The following is an 18,435-nucleotide window of genomic DNA, read 5'->3' as shown; positions in this document are numbered from 1 at the left end:
CGAATCTGAAAAACCAATGGGGGAGCGGAGTTGCCTGCAATGAAGGGTGGCTAATCGACATGAACGCCGACCTTTTGACCCTTATCACGGACAACCCCGCTCCCCCATTAATTATTTCTGGGCGATGGCGAAATCTTTACTGCGCGCCGCCAACCGCACCGACTTTGGACATCACGAAACCGATGAATTGCTCGACGGTCATTTTCTGGCCGTTGAAGGTCACTTCATTGTTGGCGTAATGCAGCTTGGACACCACGTCGCTGCCGACCAGGGTTGCCAGCTGTGTGCCTACCGCCATACCGCTGACCATTTCGCTGGCCATCTGGGATTGCTGCTCGATGGCTTTAGGGTCGGTCACGCCACCGACCTGCGCTTGCAGAGCGGCAACGTCGGCGATCATCGGCTTGGACAGGGTCAGGTTGGCGTCCAGCAGCGCAACCATCTGCTTGCCCAGTTCAACCGGCGGCAGTTCCATGGACGTAGGCTTGGCCAGGTCTACCACCAGGTTGAACTTGCTTTCACCGTGGGTGGTTTTCAGGGACAGGTTTTCCAATGCCAGATGCGGCTTGGCGGCGAGCAACTGGTTGACATTGGCTTCGGCCAGGGCTTGCTCGGCTTCGGTCAGTTGCAGCTCAGGCACCGGTTGACCGGCGGCGGCAGCGGCTTGCACCGGCTGCATCTTGTCCTGATACAGCTTGGTCAGCACCAGGCCCGACGGCACGTCGATGTTTTTCAAGCTCACGGCCATGGCGGCAGAGCCGACCGGTTTGCCCTGATAGCCGATCTCGTCGATCTTGTAGTCGACGCGGCCGGACATGTTGTTGTCTTTGACTTCGCTGGTGTCTTTCTGCTCAAAGCCCTTGAGGGTCATCACCGCTTTCTGCGGGCCGAACGTGAGCTTGGTATCGGTCAGCTCAACGGTGTTCTGCCCGGTGTAGAAGCCGAAGGTGGATTTTTCCAGGTTGCTGGCCACGGTCAGGCCAGCGAACTCGGCGTTGAACGGCGCGCCATTGGCATCGACTACGTCCAGCTTGAGGCTGTTCATGTAGCCATCCACCTTGACCTTCTTGCCCTCGGCGGTGCTGTCAAAGTCCAGGTTCAGGCCCGAGAAGTTCACCGAGGAGGTCTCGTCCTTGAACTCCAACGGCAGCAATTCGAGGTTGCCGGTGACCGAACGGCTGTAGCCGATATTGGCCACGCCTTTGAGCGGCGACACGTCTTTGGCAGCGGCGAACCATTTTTCGGTGGTGGCGTTCTTTTCCAGTTCGAAATGACTGGTGGCCATGACCGGCAGCCACTTCAGCGACACCAGACGCGAGAAGGGCAGCGGACCGTGTTCGATATGATCGACAAACAGCAGCTCAGGGTTCGGGTTCTGCTCGCCGAAGAACGAGCCTTGCCCCTTGAGGCGGTAGTGCGCGGTGCTGCTGAACAGGCCACGGTCCAGGGACACCAGCTCCAGGTTAACGGTACCGTCGACACCGGCCATGGAACGTTGCAGTTCCTTGTTGGCGTCCTGCACCGCCGTTTGCAGCACGGGCTCCAGTTGCTTACCGGTGTACCAGGCACCGCCTGCACTGACGACGCCGACGGCGACAACGAAACCCAAAAGAACAACGGCTGGCTTATTCATGAAGTGACCTGATCAAATCCTGTGAGAAGTGGGCTGTCTTCCTTGAACCCCGAGGGGATTGGCTCAAGCCCGCCGAAAACGGGGGAAGATTAGCACTGGCGGCCGCGAACGGCCCAGCTTTTCAGAGGGATCAGTTCGGTACTAGTTCACGAATACTCCAGTTCAATTTCATCCAACTGGTGGTCGAAACTCTTCAAGCGCGCCGTCCAGGTGTACACCAGCACCTCAAACTCACGGTGTATCACGGCATTGCCGGGCGTGTCGGCCTTGGGGTCGCAGAAGTCCAGTTGGTAGCGCTCACGCGCCATTTGCGTGGCCACGTCGGACAATTCCCGCGCGTTATTCAGCCAGTGCCTACCGTCCGCGACCTGTTGATCGAGGGCCACGCACTGTTTCTTCAGGACTTCGAGGCTTTTTTCCAGGGGCGTGCCAGTCAGGTCGCCCATGACTTCCTGGAAGGTGCGCCCCGGTTGCCAGTAGCTGCCCCAGAAGTAGCGGTCGAACACGGTCTCGACCCGGCGCAACGCGACCTTGGTGTCCCAGATCGCCACGCGGGTCTTGCCTTGTTCGAGGAGTTTTTTCTTCACCCGTTGATTCTGGTAGGAGGCCCACGCCACGACGCCGATGGACAGGGTGCCGATCACCAGGCAGGCGCTGTCGAGAAACACCATCGCCTTGTCGAGTTGGTGAGCCAGCATGACGCCGTAGAAATAGGTAGCCGACAACAACACCAGTGCAAAACACACGCACCAGAAAGCGGGAGCATAAGGGTTTTTCATTATTGGAATCCCCATGAGCAAACGCGAACGTTGACCGGCGGGCCATCACGGGAGCCCGCCAGTCAAAGCATAGCTATTTGCTCAGGGTTTGCTGGCCGGCGCGGGTTGCGTTCGTCCGCTTTCCCAGCCGCCGCCCAAGGCCAGGAACAGATCGATCTGGCTCATGGCAACTTGGGTGTTGGCCGCTGCCAGTTGCGCTCGCACATCGGTATAGGTGCGGGTGGCTTGCAGGTCGGCAAGGAACGATGCGCGGCCGGCCTGGAAGAAGCGATGGGTCTGCCCTGCCGCTTCCTTGGCCGACTCGCCGGCTTCGGCCAACGCGTCGCGGCGTTGCAGTTGCGCGGTGTACTGCGCAAGACCGGTCTGGGTTTCACGGATGGCGTTGAGCACCACCCCGTCAAAGTGCGCCAGGGCGCCCTGGGTGGCGGCCTCGGCCTCGTGGACGCGCGCGCGGGCGCCGTTGGTCGGGACAGTCCAACTGATCATCGGGCCAAAGCCCCAACGGTTGGTCGCAGGCTGACCAAGGTTTTCGAGCAGGCCAACGGTGCCCACCGTGGCGCCGATGCTGATATCCGGGTAAAGCGCGCCAGTGGCCACGCCGATACGCGCGGTGGCAGCGGCCAGTTGACGTTCGGCCTGGCGCACATCGGGACGGCGCTTGAGCAGCGTGGCGCCGTCGCCTACCGGCAACAGCTGGGTGATATGGGGCAATTCGGCGCAGGTACCGGTGCCCCCGGGCAGTTGGTCCACTGGCTTGGCCAGCAACATCGACAGGCGGAACAAACCGGCCTGGCGCGCCGCTTCGTAGCGCGGCATGTCGGCGCGCAAGGATTTGTATTGGGTTTGCGAGCGCGTCACCTGGGTTTCATCACCGCGCCCGGCGTCACGCAAGCGCTGGGTCAACTGGGTGCTTTGGGCTTGCAGGTCTAGGGACTCGTTGGCAATCGCCAATTCTTCGTTCGCTGCACACACTTGGGTGTAGGAGCGCACGACATCGGCGACCAGGGTGATGCGCGCGATATCGGCAGCGGCCTGGGCTGCGTCGGCACTGGCCTGGGCGCTTTCGATGCCACGTTGCAAAGTGCCGAACAGATCGAACTGATACGAGGTGGTAATACCCACGCTGCCGATGTTACCCACCGGGACTTTGTCGGCCAGCAAAAACGCTTCGCCGGACTCTTGCAGGCGCTGGGCCTCCGCCTTGGCGCCGAGGCTCCAGCCGCCTGCGGATTCAGCTTGTTGGGTCTGATAGCGCGCACGCTGCAAGTTCGCAGCCGCCACGCGCAAGTCAGTGTTCGACGCCATGGCCTGGCGCACCAGCTCATCCAGGCGGGGGTCTTTGTACAACTTCCACCAGTCGGCCGGTACCGGCGTCGACACCACGTTGTTGCCCTCACCGGCGATTTGCCCTTGCAGGTCGCCACGATTGACCGCGGCTTTATCCGGCAGCGAGTAATCCGGGCCCACCGCCTGGCAGGCCGACAGCAACACACCCAGCGCGGCGGTGGCCAACAGCTGCTTCATGGCTGGCCTCCGTCTTTAACCTTATCGCCGATGATCGAGACGGTGGCCGTACGCCCGGCGATCATGCGGAAGTCCGCCGGCACATCATCAAAGGCGATGCGCACCGGAATCCGCTGGGCCAGGCGCACCCAGCTGAACGCCGGGTTGACGTTGGGCAACAGGTTGGAGCCACTGCTGCGGTCGCGGTCTTCGATACCGGCAACGATGCTTTGCACATGGCCGCGCAGGCGGGCGTTGTCACCGATCACACGGATGTCCACCGCCATGCCGACGTGGATGCCATCGAGCTTGGTCTCTTCGAAATAACCATCGATATGGAAAGAATTGCTGTCCACCACCGACAACACCGGACGCCCGGCGGTGACGAATTCCTGGGTGCGCGGCGCACGGTCGTTGACGTAACCGTCCACGGGGCTGCGGATCACCGAGCGGTCGAGGTTGAGCTGGGCGGAATCCACCGCTACCTGGGCTTCGGCCAGGGCCGACTGGGCACGGGCGACGCGGGACTGGCTTTCTTCCAGCTGCTCGCTGGGCACCAGGTTGCCGAGACCACGGTTACGCTTGTACTCGCGCTGAGCCTGGGCGAGGGTTTCCTGGCGGTCGGCCACGGCGGCCTGGGCTTGGCGCAGGGCCAGCTTGAAGCGGTCCTGGTCGACGGCGAAGAGCACTTGGCCCTTGGTCACCAGTTGGTTGTCGTGCACGTCCACACGCTGGATCAAACCGGACACGTCCGGAGCAATCTGCACGATGTCGGCACGGATGTGGCCGTCACGGGTCCAGGGGGCAAACATGTAGTACATGACCATGCGCCACACCACGACGACCGCAAACGTCACGATCAACAACGTGAGGACTACACGGCCGATGGTCAAAAAAGGTTTTTTCATGTCATCAGGTATCGACTGAGTGAGTCCACCGCGCCCAGCAACAGCGCGTAGAGCCCCACATTGAACAATGCCCGGTGCCAGACCAGGCGATAGAAGTGGAGCCGGGTCAACAACCCGTGCACCACCAGGAACAACACGTACGTAATGCCCATCAGCACCAGCAGCGTGGGCAGGAACACCCCGCTGATATCCAGATCACCGATCATAAAGGCGCTCCATCAGGCAGCGGCGCTTCCATCTCGGTGCCGCCAATAAATTCCACGCCCGGCAGCAGTGACAGGCGCAAGCCCGCCAGCGCATGCAAAAGATGCAGGCGGGTGTCGTCTTCGTCTTGCAGGCCTTGGCCGTTGAGGGCGCGGCGCGTGCGGTCCAGGGTCATCAGCAGACCGCTCGGCGCAGGCAAGCGTTCACCGGCCTTGAGGCACGCCTTGAAGTAACCGCCCACGCCCTCGACGACTTGGTTGAGCAGCACCCGTGGCACACCGAGGATGCGCGGCGAGTAGGCCAGCAAATCGAGCAGGCTCAGCGCCACGCGCAAATCGCGCAGGGCGGTGCCGGTGTCCTGGTTGATCAGGGCCAGGCGCGGCAGGTGCTGCATCAGGCGGTCGAGCATTTGCGCGGCCATGTGCCGGTGTTCGGCCAGGGTCGCGGGCTCGGTGAGGCTGACGATGTCGCGCCAGCTGAAACGGGTCAGGCGCTTGGCCGCCAGTTCGGCGCCGAAGGGCCGCGCGATCAGCGTCCACACAAAGGCGAACAGCAACCCCACCGGCCCCGCCAGGTTGACGTTGGCGAAGTTGAGGAAGTCGGCGTCATAGGCGCCCTGGATGCTGATGAACGACGAGGTGTTCACCAACGTCAGCAGCATGCCCAGGTAAAAACGCGGCTGCACGGTGAGGGTACCGATGCAGATAAACGGCACGGCAAACGCCAGCACCAGCATCGGGAAGTCGTGCAGGTTGGGCAGCACCAAAAACAGGTAAAGACTGGCGAACAGCACCGACATGGCGGTCCAGAAAAAGAACCGGTAGATCTGCGGCGCCGGGTCGTCCATCGAGGCAAAGAAGCTGCAGGCGACGGCGGCCAGGATCACCGCGCTGCCGCCGTCGGTCCAACCGAGCAGGATCCACAGCACCGAGGCAACGATGATTGCGGTGACGGTGGAGAACGCCGAGTAGAACATCAGGCCACGGTCGAGGAACGGCGTGAGGCGGCCCAGGCGCCAGTGACGATAGACGGCACGCCAGGTGTCCTGGCTTTCGCACTGGATGGCGGCTTGCAGGCTGCGGCAGTCTTGCCACAGGTCGATCCACTCTGCGAGGCGGTAGAGCGCGTTGGAGAACAGCAGCGTGTGCCGGTCGTCCAGCGCTTCGCCTTGGGGTTGAGCGGCGTCGACTTTGTCGCGCAGCACGCGCCAGCGTTCCAGGGGCGCTTGCTCGGTGGTGCCTTCCAGCCAGGCGTTGGCTTCGTCCAACAAAGGCTTGAGCTGATCAAGAAACTCCGGTGCGCGATGCTCGATGGCGTACACGGCATCATCCAGTGCATCGACGACCGGCAACAGGTGAATCATGCGCCCGCGCAGTTCCTTGGTATTGCGCACCGTCTGCGGCCGCGCGCCTTCGTGAGGCAACTGGCCAATCATCAATTCCAGGGTGTTGAAGGTGGCGACCATGCCGCCGCGCAAGGTGCTGATTTCTTCAGGCTCAACCTGGCGCGTCAGAAAGCGTTGGCTGTAGACCTGGGCATCGGCAAACCACTTGGCCACCGAGCCATCGAACACCGGCATCAGGCGGCGCGGCCAGAACATCGCGCCCACCACCGCTGCGACGGCGATGCCGAGGAAGATTTCTTCGGTGCGCGCTTCGGCCACATCCCACACCGCCAGCGGGTTATCGACAACGGGCAAGGCGATCAACGGTAAGGTATAGCCGGCCAGCATCAACGCGTAATTGTTGGCAGTGCGCAGGTGCATGGACAGAAACAACAACGTGCCCGTCCACAAGGCAATCACCACCACCAGCATGTAGGGCGACTGCACGAACATCGGCACAAAAATCACCGCCGCCGCCGCGCCCATGAAAGTGCCGATCGCGCGGTACAGCGCTTTGGAACTGGTAGGGCCGACAAACGGGCTGGAAACGATGTACACCGTGGCCATCGCCCAGTACGGACGCGGCATTTGCATGAGCATGGCGATATATAAAGCAATCATCGAGGCCGCAAAGGTACGCACCCCGTAGAACCAATCACGGGCAGGCGGGAAACCGGTAAAAAATCCGTTCAAAGCGACGCCGCCTCGAAGGCGCGCAGTACACGCAGCGCGGCTTCCATATCACCTGGGGTCATGTCTGCCAGCACTTCCTTGCGCAGGCGCACCAACTGCACTTCAACCGCTTGCACCAGCTCGCGGCCGCGCTCGGTCAGACTCAAGGCCTTGGCGCGACGGTCATGCACGTCTTCGGTGCGGCACACATAACCGTCGGTGCACAGGCGATCGAGCAAGCGCACCAGCGACGGGCTTTCCATCCCCGACGCCTGGGCGACTTTGACCTGATGCACACCATCGCCCAAGCGGCCGATCATCAACAGCGGCACGGCGCAGGCTTCGGAAATGCCATAGCTCACCAGCGTGGTCTGGCAGATTTTGCGCCAGTTACGGGCGCCCACCACCATGCTGCTGCTGAGGTTCATCTGGAGTTGTTCGAGGGATTGAGGCACTGGATAGTTCGCATACAGTTAGTTTGCTAACTATCAATATGGTGGATGGATCCAAATGCGTCAAGTTTTGAAACAATTTAGCGGATGGGTGGTGGTAGGGGTAAGTAAAGCGGGTTTGGGGGCGAATGCAGCATTTTCTGGCGCTGCAAAATGCCTGCGAGGTTGTCGTCCAGTCGAGATAGAGGCCGACTGGCACTTCGCAATCGCAAGCAGCCAGCTCCCACAGTTCGATCAATTTAGGTTTCAGGACTGCTGTTCGCCTGGGCGTCCAGGCGGTGTTGGATTTCGCCCAACATTTCCAAGCGCCCTATTACTCCCCGATTAACCTCTGGGTCTCCTCCTCGATAAACTCAAACACCTCCTCCGCCACGCTGTACTGAAACTGCTTGCGCCGATGCTTCGAAACCTTGCCCTCGTTATCCAGGCACATCATCACCAGCTTCGACAGATCACTGCCGCGCACGTCATAACGCTGGTTCACGGCCTTGATCACGCGGTCGTAGCGGTCGAGAAATTCGGTTTCTTCACGCAGTTCCACTTCCAATGCGCGTCGAGCCATTTGCAGGGTGAATTCGACACAGCGGGTGGCGTCCCAGTAGCGGTAAATCGACGGGTGGCCGATGAACTCGAAGGCCATTTCATCGCCATCCAGCCAAGTCACGCTCCAGAATTCCCGCGTGGGTTGGGAGAACGCCTTGAGCGCCTCCAGATAAGCCGCCTCTTCGTGCTTCATCGCAACGGAAACAGGCAGCAGCAGTCCGTTCTCCAGCGCGCCGTAGTGGCAGAGTGTTTGGTGGATCAGGAAGCGAGACAGGCGCCCATTACCGTCCATGAATGGATGCAGGAACACAAAGCCGAAAGCAGTGACGGCAGCCGCCACCAATGGATCAACCTCTCTCACAGGCTGGTTGGCGAACGCCATCAATTCTTCCATCAGGTCCTGACAGAGCGCCGCAGCAGGTGGTACATAGCTGACACCCGCTGCACCACGCAGGCCGTTGTGCAGGTGGTTTTGTTCATGACGGAATGCGACGGCTTTGTCGAACGGGTTGGAGACGGTGCTGTTTTGCAGCTCGACCAAGTAGTCCTCTGTCAGCAGCCGCCCTTCGTGAGCCTGGCGTAAAAGCTGGACAAAGCGTCGGGATTTTTCTTCACTGGGCTGTTCTTTTTCGATAGCAAATGAATCGCGGGTTTCGTGGAGATAGGCCCCCTGGATCGCGCGGTCCATCATTTCTGGAGGCAGGGTTGCCATGAAAGATCTGGCGCGACCCAACACATCAAGCGCCAACAACGTCTCTAACTCAGGCGTTCTCTCCACAGTCGCGCAGTAATGCAGAGAGCCCAGGCCATTAAAATCAATTCGCCAACGACTGTTGCGGATGTTTGGGCCAGTCACATAGCGCTCGGGATCAAACAAGGCAACAACACGCCCCCGAACAGGTAGTGCGTAATCAAGCGCGCGCCCGGTAAATCCTTCCCACAAATAACAGGCTTTACGGATAAAGGCGCCATGGGGAGACTCCGCCAAACCCGCCAAAAATGGCTCCGGACCAAGACGTTCAAAAACCTGGGCAAGTATGGCGAGATTCACACCCTCATGCTTGAGTGCGAACAGCACGTGCTCAAACAGGGCATGTTGCGCAGGTGCGACGGCATGCGGAACCGCCAGGCAGTTGCCGATCAAGGTGATTCTGGTCACGGGTTTAATCATCGCGACGCGGTGAGGCGGGATGACCTTTAAATCCAGCGATTCGCAGAGATGGGCATATCCGACTGTCGCCAAGGTGAGCTTCCCCAGAAAAAATTCACTTGAGCGATTAAAGCCCAGTTTTTTTTACCTCTCACCATTTTTTTTTACATTATCGTGTTTCAGCAAAGTTTTTTTTACACCCCTCGCCCACCCCGCAACATCAAATTCAGCTCATCCACCACCTCAGCCCAATCCGCATCCTCCAGATTCTCCTCGCGCAAAAACGCCTTCTGGCTGTCCGTCCAGAAAAACGCATCCGCCAGTTTCAACTCCGGCTTGAGCGGCGAATGCACCGCCACAAATTTCTCGATACTCACCGGGTCATCCGGCAAACCCAGCTGTTTGAACAGTGACGGCAAGCTATGCACAGGCGATTCCATGGCGGGCTCCTGATAGAAAAGTGTCAACCCAGTCTAGCGGCAGCCCTCGGGTTGTGCCGACGGTACGTTGCACAGCACGAACAACCGCGCCCGCGCGCCGCCGCCATCCTGGCGACTGAGTTCGCGCCAGCCTTCGGGGAGCGGGGCGAAATCGTCGGGGGCTTCGTTGCTACTGATCAGCCACACGCGGCGGGTCTCGGCGGGCAGTGCCGACAGGTGGTCGAGGTAGATGCGCCCGCCATCCTGGTCTACCAGGGTGCCGAAGCCATAGGCATTCGGCCGGGTGGGCGTGCCGTCGGGTTTGGGCGGGGTGTAGAGCTGCAACTGGGCGTCGGTCTGGTCGTAATACACGTAGCTGAGATACCACATCATGTCGCTGAGGACGATGCGGTCGTCTTCCTGATAGTTGCGGTTGACGAACTCCACCGGCACGTTGAATTGGTCGTGTTCGTCCACGGTGAAGTTGTTCTTCAAGCCCACCAGTTCCACGCCGACAAACAGCACGAACAGTGCTGCCCCCAGCAATGAAAACCGTGATGGCAGGCGATCGATGGCCATCGCCAGCAGGATCGGCAAGCCCAGGGCGTACACCGTCAGGTAACGCTCGATAAACACTGGGGAAATAAACGACACCCCGTAGACCAACAGCAGTGGCAACAGGAAAAACAGCGCCAACAGGCCGGCCGGCCGATAGCGGTCGTGGTTGCGCCAAGCGGTGGCAACGGCGACAGCCACCAGCAGCAACGGGAACAGCCAGAACAGCGGCGCCCAGAAACCGACACCTTCATCCTGCAGTACGAATTGCCAGATCATCGACGGCAGGGAGAACAGGCTGACCGGCTCTTCCCAGCCAATATCACCGCCCACCTTGAGCTGTTCGACATGCTGCACCAAGTCCAGCAGATTCGGCAGCCAAGGCAGGTACAACAGCACAATCGTGGCGTTGGCCACCCACCAGGCCGGGCGCGTGATCAGGCGTTGGTCGCGCGGCATCGTGACACTCAGCATGCCCAGGTAAGCCCAATGCACCAACACGCATAGCGCAGTGAAGTAATGGGTGTAGAAACTGGCCGTCATCAATACGACATACACCGCCAGATACCGCGTGCGCTCAGGTTGGCGTACCCAGTAAACCAGCGCCAGCGTGGCGCCCAGCAGCCACACACCCAGCAGCGAATACATGCGCACTTCCTGGCTGTAGCGCACCGCCGTCGGCAACAGCGCCAGCAGTATCCCCGCCAGCACCGCCGCACGGCGGGTGGACAGTTGCCGCGTCAGCCAGATGCCCAAGCCCACGACGACCACGCCGGGAATGGCACTCATGCCGCGAATCGACCAGATGCTGTCGCCGAACAGTTCGATCCAGCCGCGCAGCAGGAAAAAATACAACGGCGGGTGCACGTCGTGTGCCGCGTGGAACCACAGGTCGCCCAGGGCGTATTCGCTGAGCAGCAGGCTAGAGCCCTCGTCGCCCCAAATCGCCGCCGATGTCAGGTTGTAAAAACGCAGGGCCATGGCCAGCGTCAGGATCGGCACCCACCAGAGACGGCTGATCCAGCCAGCACCTTCCCAACTGAGGCGATTGAGCGCGGGTAACGTCCCGACCTTTTCGTTTTGCTCTACCACAGACCGACGCACCTCGATTCCCCCGATTACCCAAGCGCAAACACCGCCACTCTAGGACAAAAGATCCAGGCTGGCTGCTGGAATCGGACAAATCAGTAATTTGTGCAGGGCTTCTCCGAAGCAACCGTAGGAACACGCTATTATTGCCCCCCTCCAAGGACTCAGGATCAAGGACACGTCATGCGCATCGGTTTTCTGTCACCCCTGGCACTGGCACTGCTTGCCGGCATCACCCAACAGGCCCAGGCCAGCTCTGACGACTCGTGTTACCCCGATTGGCGCGTCTCACGTGACAGCCTCGATTCCTGCAGTAACCTGCCCTTCCTCAGCCCCGGCAACGACAGTCGCGTCAACCTGCGCCTGCTGCTGGCGGACAAAAAGGCCGAACCGCTCACGCCCAATGCTCTGAGCGAAGATGATCTGTCCCAGGGCTTCGGCCCGGTGCCGTTCCCGGTCTATCGCCTGGCGCCTATCCCCGCGACAAACGATGAGCCCGACAACAAGCCGGACAATTCACGCACCGCCGAACTCGACACCCTGCTCAAGCCCCTGGGCATCCAGCGCGACGAGTACAAGACCGCAGGCGAAGCGTTCCTGACTGGCGAGGGCAGCCGTTGCCGCAGCAACGATGATGACAGCGCCACGGCGTTCATCAGCCAGGTGATCAAGGCCGACATGCCGGCTGCTGAGCGTGAGCTGCTGATAAAAGCGCGCCTGCAACTGCTCACAGCCTGTTCGTGGGAAGGCCAGGTGGTGGACGCCCAGCAGATCCAGTCCAACGACGGCCAACTGTTCCGTACCTACCTGCAAGCCGCCGCCGACTTCTACAGCGGTCGCTTCGGTGACGCTGAGCGCGGTTTTGCCGCCGCCAGCGCCAGCCACGTGCCTTGGCTGAAGGAAACCGCGCTGTATATGACTGCGCGCACGTCTTTGAACCAGGCCCAGGCCGAAGCCTTTGACGAATACGGCATGCCGCAGCTCGAGCATGTGGATAAGTCCGCCCTGAGCCATGCCGAGGAAGGCTTTCTCGGTTACCTGAAAACTTACCCACAGGGCGACTACCTGGCCTCCGCCCGTGGCCTGTTGCGCCGTGTTTATTGGTTGGCAGGTGACAACACCAAGCTCGCCGAGGCCTTCGGCTGGGCAATGACCGAGGCAACGGACGCGCAGCGCAATGTATCGGTGGATGATCTGGTGGAGGAAGCCGACCTCAAGCTGTTGATGGTCAACAGCGAAACCGTCAGCACGCCGATGATCCAGTTTGTCAGCGACCTGATGGTGATGCGCGGTGGCAACCAGCCCGCCCTCTCCCGCACCGACCTGGAGAAGCAGAAAGCTGCGTTTTCCAGCGCGCCGGAGCTGTATGACTACTTGCTCGCGGTGTCTGCGCTGTATACCGAGCATCAGCCGGACGCCGCGCTGAAACAATTGCCCCAGAGCGTGCCGTCGAGCCTGAATTACTTTGCCTTCAGCCAACAAACCCTGCGTGCCCTGGCCCTGGAAGCCAAGCAAGATTGGAAAGGCGCCGAAGCGCTCTGGCTGCAACTGCTGCCGCTGGCGAAGTTGCCGTTGCAACGCGATCAGCTTGAGCTGGCGTTGGCCATGAACTACGAACGCAGCGGCCAGTTGGCCAAGGTGTTTGCCGCCGACTCGCCGATCAGCGCCAAGCAGGTGCGTTACATCCTACTGCGCAACGTCGCCGGTCCCGAGTTGCTGCGCCAGCAGATCGCCCAGGCCAGCGATCCGCTGGAACGCCAGACTGCGCAATTCGTGCTGCTCTACAAAGACCTGCTGCGCGGTCAGTACGCCACCTTCGCCGACGACCTCAAGCAGCTGCCAGCCTCCGCCCCGGAAGACAAACTGGGCACCAGCCTGGGCTACGTCTACAGCGCCAGCCAGACCTTGAAGCTGTTCCAGTGGAGCGGCGACAAAGCCGAGTCCGGCTACGCCTGTCCGAGCATCACGCAAATCGCCGCGACCTTGCAGAGCGATGCCAAACACCCACAGGGCCTGAACTGCCTGGGTGAGTTCATCCTGCGTAACGGCCTGGACGGCATGCCACTGGAACAGGCGCGCGCCGCCGGCAGCCTGGGCAGCAGTGCATCGGACTTCAAGGGTGAAACCTTCTCGCGCCTGGACGGCTACAAACAGGTGATCGGCAACGCCAAGGCACCCAAGAATGACAAGGCCTACGCCCTGTTCCGCGCCATCAACTGCTACGGGCCCTCGGGCTACAACAGTTGCGGCGGCGTCGATGTGGAACCGGCCGTGCGCAAGGCCTGGTTCCGCCAGCTGAAAACCAGCTACGCCGACACCCAGTGGGGCAAATCGCTGCAGTACTACTGGTGAAGCACCTGTGGCTCGGCTTGCTGTTGCTGGCAAGCCCGGCCTTCGGCGCCGTCGACGCCCGTGACTATGACGCCTTCTGGCTGTGGAGCGGGGTTACACCACAGCCGGTGCTCAAGCAGGCGAAAACCCTGTACATCCTCCAGGGCCAGATCAACTCCACGCGCCGCGCGCCCCAGCGCGGCGTGCAGATGATTGCCCAAGGCATAAGCGTGCCGCGCCTTACCGAAGGCGACATCTGGATCGTCTACCGCGCCCACACCCTGCACTGGCCCGAGCAGGTCTACCGCCAACTGTTCGGCCAGGTGCAACGCTGGCGCGACGCAGGCAATCCGGTGGTGGGCATCCAGATCGACTTCGACGCCCGCACTCAGTACCTGCATGAATACGCCGACTTCCTGCGCGACCTGCGCCAGCGCCTGCCCGCCGACCTGCGCCTGAGCATCACCGGCTTGATGGACTGGAGCAGCAACGCTGATCCGGCTGCCATCGCTCAACTCAAAGGGGTGGTGGATGAAGTGGTAGTACAAACGTATCAGGGGCGGCACAGCATCCCGGATTACGCGGCGTATTTGCCGCGGATGAACCGGTTGGGGTTGCCGTTCAAGATTGGCTTGATTCAGGCCGGGGAGTGGGAAGAGCCGGGGTATCTGAAGGACAGCGAGTGGTTTCGAGGCTATGTGGTGTTTTTGCAAAACCCTTGAAGCACGCAATCTGTAGGAACCGGCAAGGACTAGGCGTCCCCCCCGGCTCCTACAGGTTATGGTTGTTACCAGTCGTAGGTCAGGCTCGACACCACCGTGCGCCCTTCGCCGTAATAGCAATCCAGGTTACTGGTGCACTGCGACACGTAGGTCTTGTTGGTGAGGTTCTGCACGTTCATCGCCAGTTTCACGCCCTTGCGTTTCAACGGCGATCGACTCAGGTCATAGCTCACGCTGGCGTCGTAGACGCTGTAGGAAGGCACGGAAAAGGCGCCTTCGTAGTAGTCACCCAGGCTCTGGCGAGCGTAACGCACGCCGAGGCCCGCGCCGAGACCGGCCAGCGGTGTGTCGCCGAGCACGCTGTAGTTGACCCACATCGACGCGGTGAGCGGCGAGATGCCGGCCGGGTGGCGACCCTCGCGGCCATCGTTGTCCTTGGTGTATTTGATGTCGTTGCGCGAAGCCGACGCGACGATATCCCAGGCATCGCTGAGGACGGCCTTGGCTTCCACTTCCACGCCGCGTGAACGCATGGCACCGCTTTGGGTGCTGAAGGTGGTGTCGACCGGGTTGGTGGTGAGCACATTTTCCTGGTCCAGTTGGTAGACCGAGACCTGCACGAAACTCTTCTGCCCAGGCGGTTGGTACTTCACACCGACTTCGTATTGGTTGCCGGTAGACGGCTCGAATGGCTTCTGGTTGGCGTCAGTGCCGGCCAGTGGCAGGAAGGACTCCGTGTAGCTGACAAACGGCGCCAGGCCGTTATCAAACAGGTACACCAGGCCCGCACGGCCCGTGAAGGCCTGGTCTTTGCTGGCGAAGCGGGTGTCGGTCAGGGGCTCTTTATTGACGACGTTAGCCCAGTCGTAGCGCCCGCCCAGTACCAGCGCCCATTTGTCCCACTTGATCTGGTCCTGCACGTACAGGCCGGTCTGGGTGATGGTGCGGTCCCAGCGGTACGGTTGGCCGAAATTCAGGCGCTGGCCGTAGACCGGCTTGAACAGGTCGATGATCGGCGGGTTGCGGTCGTACAAGCCGTGGAACAGCGAATTGGAATGGTAGTAGTCCAGGCCGAAGATCATCGTATGAGAGAAGGCACCGGTATCAAATTCCGCCTGGGCAATGCTGTCCACGCCAAACACTTTGTTGTTCTGCGCCCAGTCCACACCGAAGCGTTGCAGGTAGCGTTGATCCTGTACGCCAGTGGCCGGGTTGGCGACGAAACGGTAGCCGTGCAACGGCGCGGTGTAGCGGTCGTCGACCTCGGCATAACGTGCGTTTTGCTTGAGGGTCCATGTGTCATTCAGGCGATGGGAAATCTCGTAACCCAGTGCGTATTGCTCGCGGTTGTACTGGTTGACGCCAGGCTCGCCGATGAACAGGTCGCGCTTGATCTTGCCATTGGGGTTTGCCCACAGCGTGCCGGACGCCGGTAAACCCTGGGCTTCGGGCACGCCTTTGTCTTTCTGGTACTGCGCGAACACCGTCACGCTGGTGTCATCGTTCGGCCGCCAGGTGAGGCTCGGCGCGATGAACTGGCGTTTGTTTTCGACGTAGTTGATTTCGTCCTGGCCGTCATTGGCCAGGCCGGTCAGGCGATACAGAAATTGCCCTTGCTCATCCAGTGGACCGCTCAGGTCGATGGCCGCGCTTTTGTGCTCGTAGGTGCCCGCTTCCAGTACCACTTGGTGGATCGGCGTTTCGCTGGGGCGCTTGCTGACCATGTTGACGATGCCGCCGGGCTGGTTCTGCCCGTACAGCACGGAGGCCGGGCCCTTGAGCACTTCGATGCGTTCCAGGGAATACGGCTCGATCTGCAACGCGCCGCCGGTACTGCCGCCGCCATAAGGCAAGTGCAGACCGTCGAGGTACAGGGGCGTAGGCGAGAAGCCGCGAGAGGTCGGCTCATCGAACAGCTTCACCCGATCGGCGAAACCACCCGCGCTCATGCCCGGGGTGTAGAGCAACGCCTGGGTCACGCTTTGCGCGCCGCGCGCCTTGATCTCGGCGGCGGTGATCACGTTGATGGTCTGGGGAATTTCCACCAGTGCCGAATCGGTCTTGCTGCCCGATGCACTGCGCGTGGCGACAATACCGTCCACCGGCCCCCAGGCATTTTCCTGGGTTTGCTGGCCGCTGATCTGGGTGGCGCCCAGTTGCAAAGGCCCGCCGTTGGAAGCCGCCTGCAACGACCAACCGCCCTGGGATTGCATCGCCATTAGGCCGCTGCCCGCCAGCAGCCGCTCCAGACCCGATCCGACCCCATAGCGCCCTTGCAGGCCCGCACTGCGCTTGCCTTCGGTCAGCGTCGCGTCAACCGACAGCAAAATGCCCGACGCGCTGGCAAAGCGGTTCAGTGCCTGGTCGAGGCTACCGGCCGGGATGTTGTAGCTGCGCAGCGCCTCGGTACTTTCTTCGGCATGGACCAGCGTCGGCACCATCGGCACCGTCGCCAACAGGCTGACAAACAAGCCACGGCGCAGGGCGCGGGCCAAGGGTTGGATTGGGTGGTGCGGCATTGCAGGACTCCCCGTGAGATCGCTTCTTGAATGGCTTTCAAGAGGTATCCCGAACGGGACGCAAAAACCGACAAGCGCAGGTGAAAAAATTTTCAGGCCCGTGCCTTGATCGTCACCCAGTAGCGCGTGACCGCTTGCACCTGTACCGGCAACGAGCGCTCCAGCGCGGCGAGGATGGCGTCGGTATCGTTGAGCGGAAACACGCCAGTCAACAGCAGCCCCGCCACCGCTTGATCACACCGCAGCAGCCCCGGACGGTAACGACTCAGCTGTGCCACGAATTCGCCCAACGGCTGGCGCTCGGCAATCAGACGGTGCTCGGTCCAACTGCTGGCATTGGCGCTCACCGCTGCCAACGCCGAGCTTTGGCGTTGGTTGAACCACAGGCTGTCACCGGCGTTCATCTGCACGGCTGCGCCATGTAACGGCGTCACGCGAACGCGGCCTTCGTACAGGTCGACACGGCTGCCATCGGGCAGTTCGCGCACCGCAAAACGGGTGCCCAGCGCCTGCACGTCGCCAGCTGGGGTTTCAACGATCAATGGGCGGACGGGGTCGTGGCCGCTGGTCAATAGGATTTCGCCTCGGATGAGGCGGATACGTCGCTCGTTGGCGCTGAAACGCAGGTCGACCGCGCTGTCGCTGTTGAGGTCCAGGCGCGTGCCATCGCTGAGGGTAACGTGGCGAATCTCGCCGGTGCGGGTGCGGTATTCGGCGAAGGCGGCGTGCCAAGGTTCGCTGCGTTGCACCAGGTAGCCGCTGCCACCGGCCACCAACAGCACGCCGAGCAGCTTGAGCGCAGCGCGGCGCTGCGTGTCCGGTGTGTCGCGCAACACAGTGCGGGCGCTGTCGGCGGGCACGCTGCCGAGGGTTTGCTGCAGCTGCTGCAAGCGCTGCCAGGCACGGCGATGCTCCGGGTCGGCGGCCTGCCAACGGGCAAAGGCCAGGCGTTGTTCGCCTTGCAGGTCGCCGCCCCATTGCAGCATCAGCCATTCGCTGGCCTGCTCGACAATCGCCGGGGCGATAGGTGCGTCGTGTCTCATTCGGCGTAGGCCACTTGGTAGCAGGCGACGATGGCGCGGGTCATGTACTTCTGCACCGAGCTGACGGAGACGCCCAAGCGCTCCGCGACCTGTGCATAACTCAGGCCTTCGAACTGCGACAGCAAAAACGCCTGGCGCACGTTATCGGGCATGCGGTCGAGCATGGCGTCGATCTGCATCAGGGTTTCAAGGATCAGCGCGCGGGTTTCCAGGGAAGGCGACTCCGGCTCGGGCAGGTGCGCGATGCTTTCCAGGTAGGCGCGCTCGATGCGCAGGCGCCGCCACTGGTCGATCACCAGGTTGCGGGCAATCTGCGCCAGGTAGCTGCGGCTTTCCTTGTCGCCGGGGAAACGCCCGGACACCAACAGACGCAGGAAGGTGTCCTGCGCCACGTCAGCCGCGTGCTCGCGATCGCCCAGGCGCTTGCGCAGCCAGCCTTGCAGCCAGCCGTGATGGTCGCGGTACAGGAGGTGAAGCTGTTGCTGGCCGTCAGTCGCGCTGTCCATGAAAAAGCTCAGATACACTATTG

At 61.4% G+C, this 18,435-nt stretch carries 15 protein-coding genes; 2 read left to right on the top strand and 13 right to left on the bottom strand.

Annotation, left to right across the window (positions count from 1 at the left end):
- Positions 1 to 136: 136 nt before the first annotated feature.
- From WH299_RS15870 to WH299_RS15825, 10 genes are all read right to left on the bottom strand, one after another.
- Positions 137 to 1,633, bottom strand: coding sequence for a YdgA family protein (locus WH299_RS15870; protein ID WP_123475427.1), 1,497 nt, complete (start codon positions 1,631 to 1,633; stop codon positions 137 to 139).
- 146 nt (positions 1,634 to 1,779) lie between these two features.
- Positions 1,780 to 2,412, bottom strand: a complete 633-nt coding sequence (locus WH299_RS15865) for a hypothetical protein (protein ID WP_028615228.1) — start codon at positions 2,410 to 2,412, stop codon at positions 1,780 to 1,782.
- 81 nt (positions 2,413 to 2,493) lie between these two features.
- Positions 2,494 to 3,936, bottom strand: a complete 1,443-nt coding sequence (locus WH299_RS15860) for an efflux transporter outer membrane subunit (RefSeq protein ID WP_339550753.1) — start codon at positions 3,934 to 3,936, stop codon at positions 2,494 to 2,496.
- Positions 3,933 to 4,823: an efflux RND transporter periplasmic adaptor subunit gene (locus WH299_RS15855; protein ID WP_122730210.1), complete on the bottom strand. Its 891-nt coding sequence runs from the start codon at positions 4,821 to 4,823 to the stop codon at positions 3,933 to 3,935. The genes WH299_RS15860 and WH299_RS15855 overlap by 4 nt, the downstream gene beginning before the upstream one ends.
- Positions 4,820 to 5,029: a DUF1656 domain-containing protein gene (locus tag WH299_RS15850; protein WP_010214247.1), complete on the bottom strand. Its 210-nt coding sequence runs from the start codon at positions 5,027 to 5,029 to the stop codon at positions 4,820 to 4,822. The genes WH299_RS15855 and WH299_RS15850 overlap by 4 nt, the downstream gene beginning before the upstream one ends.
- Positions 5,026 to 7,104 (bottom strand): FUSC family protein, encoded by a 2,079-nt coding sequence (locus WH299_RS15845; RefSeq protein WP_339550751.1) that lies wholly within the window; start codon positions 7,102 to 7,104, stop codon positions 5,026 to 5,028. The genes WH299_RS15850 and WH299_RS15845 overlap by 4 nt, the downstream gene beginning before the upstream one ends.
- Complete coding sequence (locus tag WH299_RS15840; RefSeq protein WP_028615224.1) at positions 7,101 to 7,511, bottom strand: MarR family winged helix-turn-helix transcriptional regulator; 411 nt, start codon at positions 7,509 to 7,511, stop codon at positions 7,101 to 7,103. Before WH299_RS15840 ends, WH299_RS15845 begins: the two co-directional genes overlap by 4 nt.
- 337 nt (positions 7,512 to 7,848) lie before the next feature.
- A complete protein-coding gene (locus WH299_RS15835) occupies positions 7,849 to 9,321 on the bottom strand; it encodes a Fic family protein (RefSeq protein ID WP_339550750.1) in 1,473 nt (490 codons plus the stop codon).
- Positions 9,322 to 9,422: 101 nt separating this feature from the next.
- A complete protein-coding gene (locus WH299_RS15830) occupies positions 9,423 to 9,668 on the bottom strand; it encodes a DUF2789 domain-containing protein (protein ID WP_122730205.1) in 246 nt (81 codons plus the stop codon).
- 33 nt (positions 9,669 to 9,701) lie between these two features.
- Positions 9,702 to 11,306, bottom strand: coding sequence for a glycosyltransferase family 39 protein (locus WH299_RS15825; RefSeq protein ID WP_323623313.1), 1,605 nt, complete (start codon positions 11,304 to 11,306; stop codon positions 9,702 to 9,704).
- A gap of 168 nt (positions 11,307 to 11,474) precedes the next feature.
- Here WH299_RS15825 and WH299_RS15820 point away from each other — a divergent pair, with 168 nt between their 5' ends.
- On the top strand, positions 11,475 to 13,643 hold the full coding sequence (locus WH299_RS15820) for an outer membrane assembly lipoprotein YfiO (protein ID WP_339550748.1): 2,169 nt from the start codon (positions 11,475 to 11,477) through the stop codon (positions 13,641 to 13,643).
- The gene (locus WH299_RS15815) at positions 13,640 to 14,344 is read left to right on the top strand and encodes a DUF3142 domain-containing protein (RefSeq protein ID WP_123475445.1); all 705 of its coding nucleotides are present in this window, start codon (positions 13,640 to 13,642) and stop codon (positions 14,342 to 14,344) included. Before WH299_RS15820 ends, WH299_RS15815 begins: the two co-directional genes overlap by 4 nt.
- Positions 14,345 to 14,409: 65 nt before the next feature.
- Here the strand turns inward: WH299_RS15815 and WH299_RS15810 are convergent, their stop codons facing one another.
- The 3 genes from WH299_RS15810 to WH299_RS15800 all read right to left on the bottom strand — a co-directional run bounded on the left by WH299_RS15810 (position 14,410) and on the right by WH299_RS15800 (position 18,412).
- Complete coding sequence (locus WH299_RS15810; RefSeq protein WP_339550746.1) at positions 14,410 to 16,863, bottom strand: TonB-dependent siderophore receptor; 2,454 nt, start codon at positions 16,861 to 16,863, stop codon at positions 14,410 to 14,412.
- Between the two features lie 92 nt (positions 16,864 to 16,955).
- Positions 16,956 to 17,906, bottom strand: a complete 951-nt coding sequence (locus WH299_RS15805; protein ID WP_339550745.1) for a FecR domain-containing protein — start codon at positions 17,904 to 17,906, stop codon at positions 16,956 to 16,958.
- A complete protein-coding gene (locus WH299_RS15800; RefSeq protein ID WP_095014173.1) occupies positions 17,903 to 18,412 on the bottom strand; it encodes a sigma-70 family RNA polymerase sigma factor in 510 nt (169 codons plus the stop codon). The genes WH299_RS15805 and WH299_RS15800 overlap by 4 nt, the downstream gene beginning before the upstream one ends.
- Between the last annotated feature and the right edge of the window lie 23 nt (positions 18,413 to 18,435).

Source organism: Pseudomonas sp. MYb541, from assembly GCF_037479595.1.
GTDB lineage: Bacteria > Pseudomonadota > Gammaproteobacteria > Pseudomonadales > Pseudomonadaceae > Aquipseudomonas > Aquipseudomonas canadensis.
The sequence above is the reverse complement of the archived record's forward strand: the minus strand, read 5'-3'. Positions and strand labels throughout refer to the sequence as shown.

Bases quoted from the DNA above. Each gene is read 5' to 3' on its own strand.
- WH299_RS15870 (WP_123475427.1), bottom strand. From the start codon at position 1,633: ATGAATAAGCCAGCCGTTGTTCTTTTGGGTTTCGTTGTCGCCGTCGGC.
- WH299_RS15820 (WP_339550748.1), top strand. From the start codon at position 11,475: ATGCGCATCGGTTTTCTGTCACCCCTGGCACTGGCACTGCTTGCCGGC.
- WH299_RS15800 (WP_095014173.1), bottom strand. From the start codon at position 18,412: ATGGACAGCGCGACTGACGGCCAGCAACAGCTTCACCTCCTGTACCGC.
- WH299_RS15810 (WP_339550746.1), bottom strand. From the start codon at position 16,863: ATGCCGCACCACCCAATCCAACCCTTGGCCCGCGCCCTGCGCCGTGGC.
- WH299_RS15855 (WP_122730210.1), bottom strand. From the start codon at position 4,823: ATGAAAAAACCTTTTTTGACCATCGGCCGTGTAGTCCTCACGTTGTTG.
- WH299_RS15805 (WP_339550745.1), bottom strand. From the start codon at position 17,906: ATGAGACACGACGCACCTATCGCCCCGGCGATTGTCGAGCAGGCCAGC.
- WH299_RS15830 (WP_122730205.1), bottom strand. From the start codon at position 9,668: ATGGAATCGCCTGTGCATAGCTTGCCGTCACTGTTCAAACAGCTGGGT.
- WH299_RS15865 (WP_028615228.1), bottom strand. From the start codon at position 2,412: ATGAAAAACCCTTATGCTCCCGCTTTCTGGTGCGTGTGTTTTGCACTG.
- WH299_RS15860 (WP_339550753.1), bottom strand. From the start codon at position 3,936: ATGAAGCAGCTGTTGGCCACCGCCGCGCTGGGTGTGTTGCTGTCGGCC.
- WH299_RS15840 (WP_028615224.1), bottom strand. From the start codon at position 7,511: ATGAACCTCAGCAGCAGCATGGTGGTGGGCGCCCGTAACTGGCGCAAA.
- WH299_RS15850 (WP_010214247.1), bottom strand. From the start codon at position 5,029: ATGATCGGTGATCTGGATATCAGCGGGGTGTTCCTGCCCACGCTGCTG.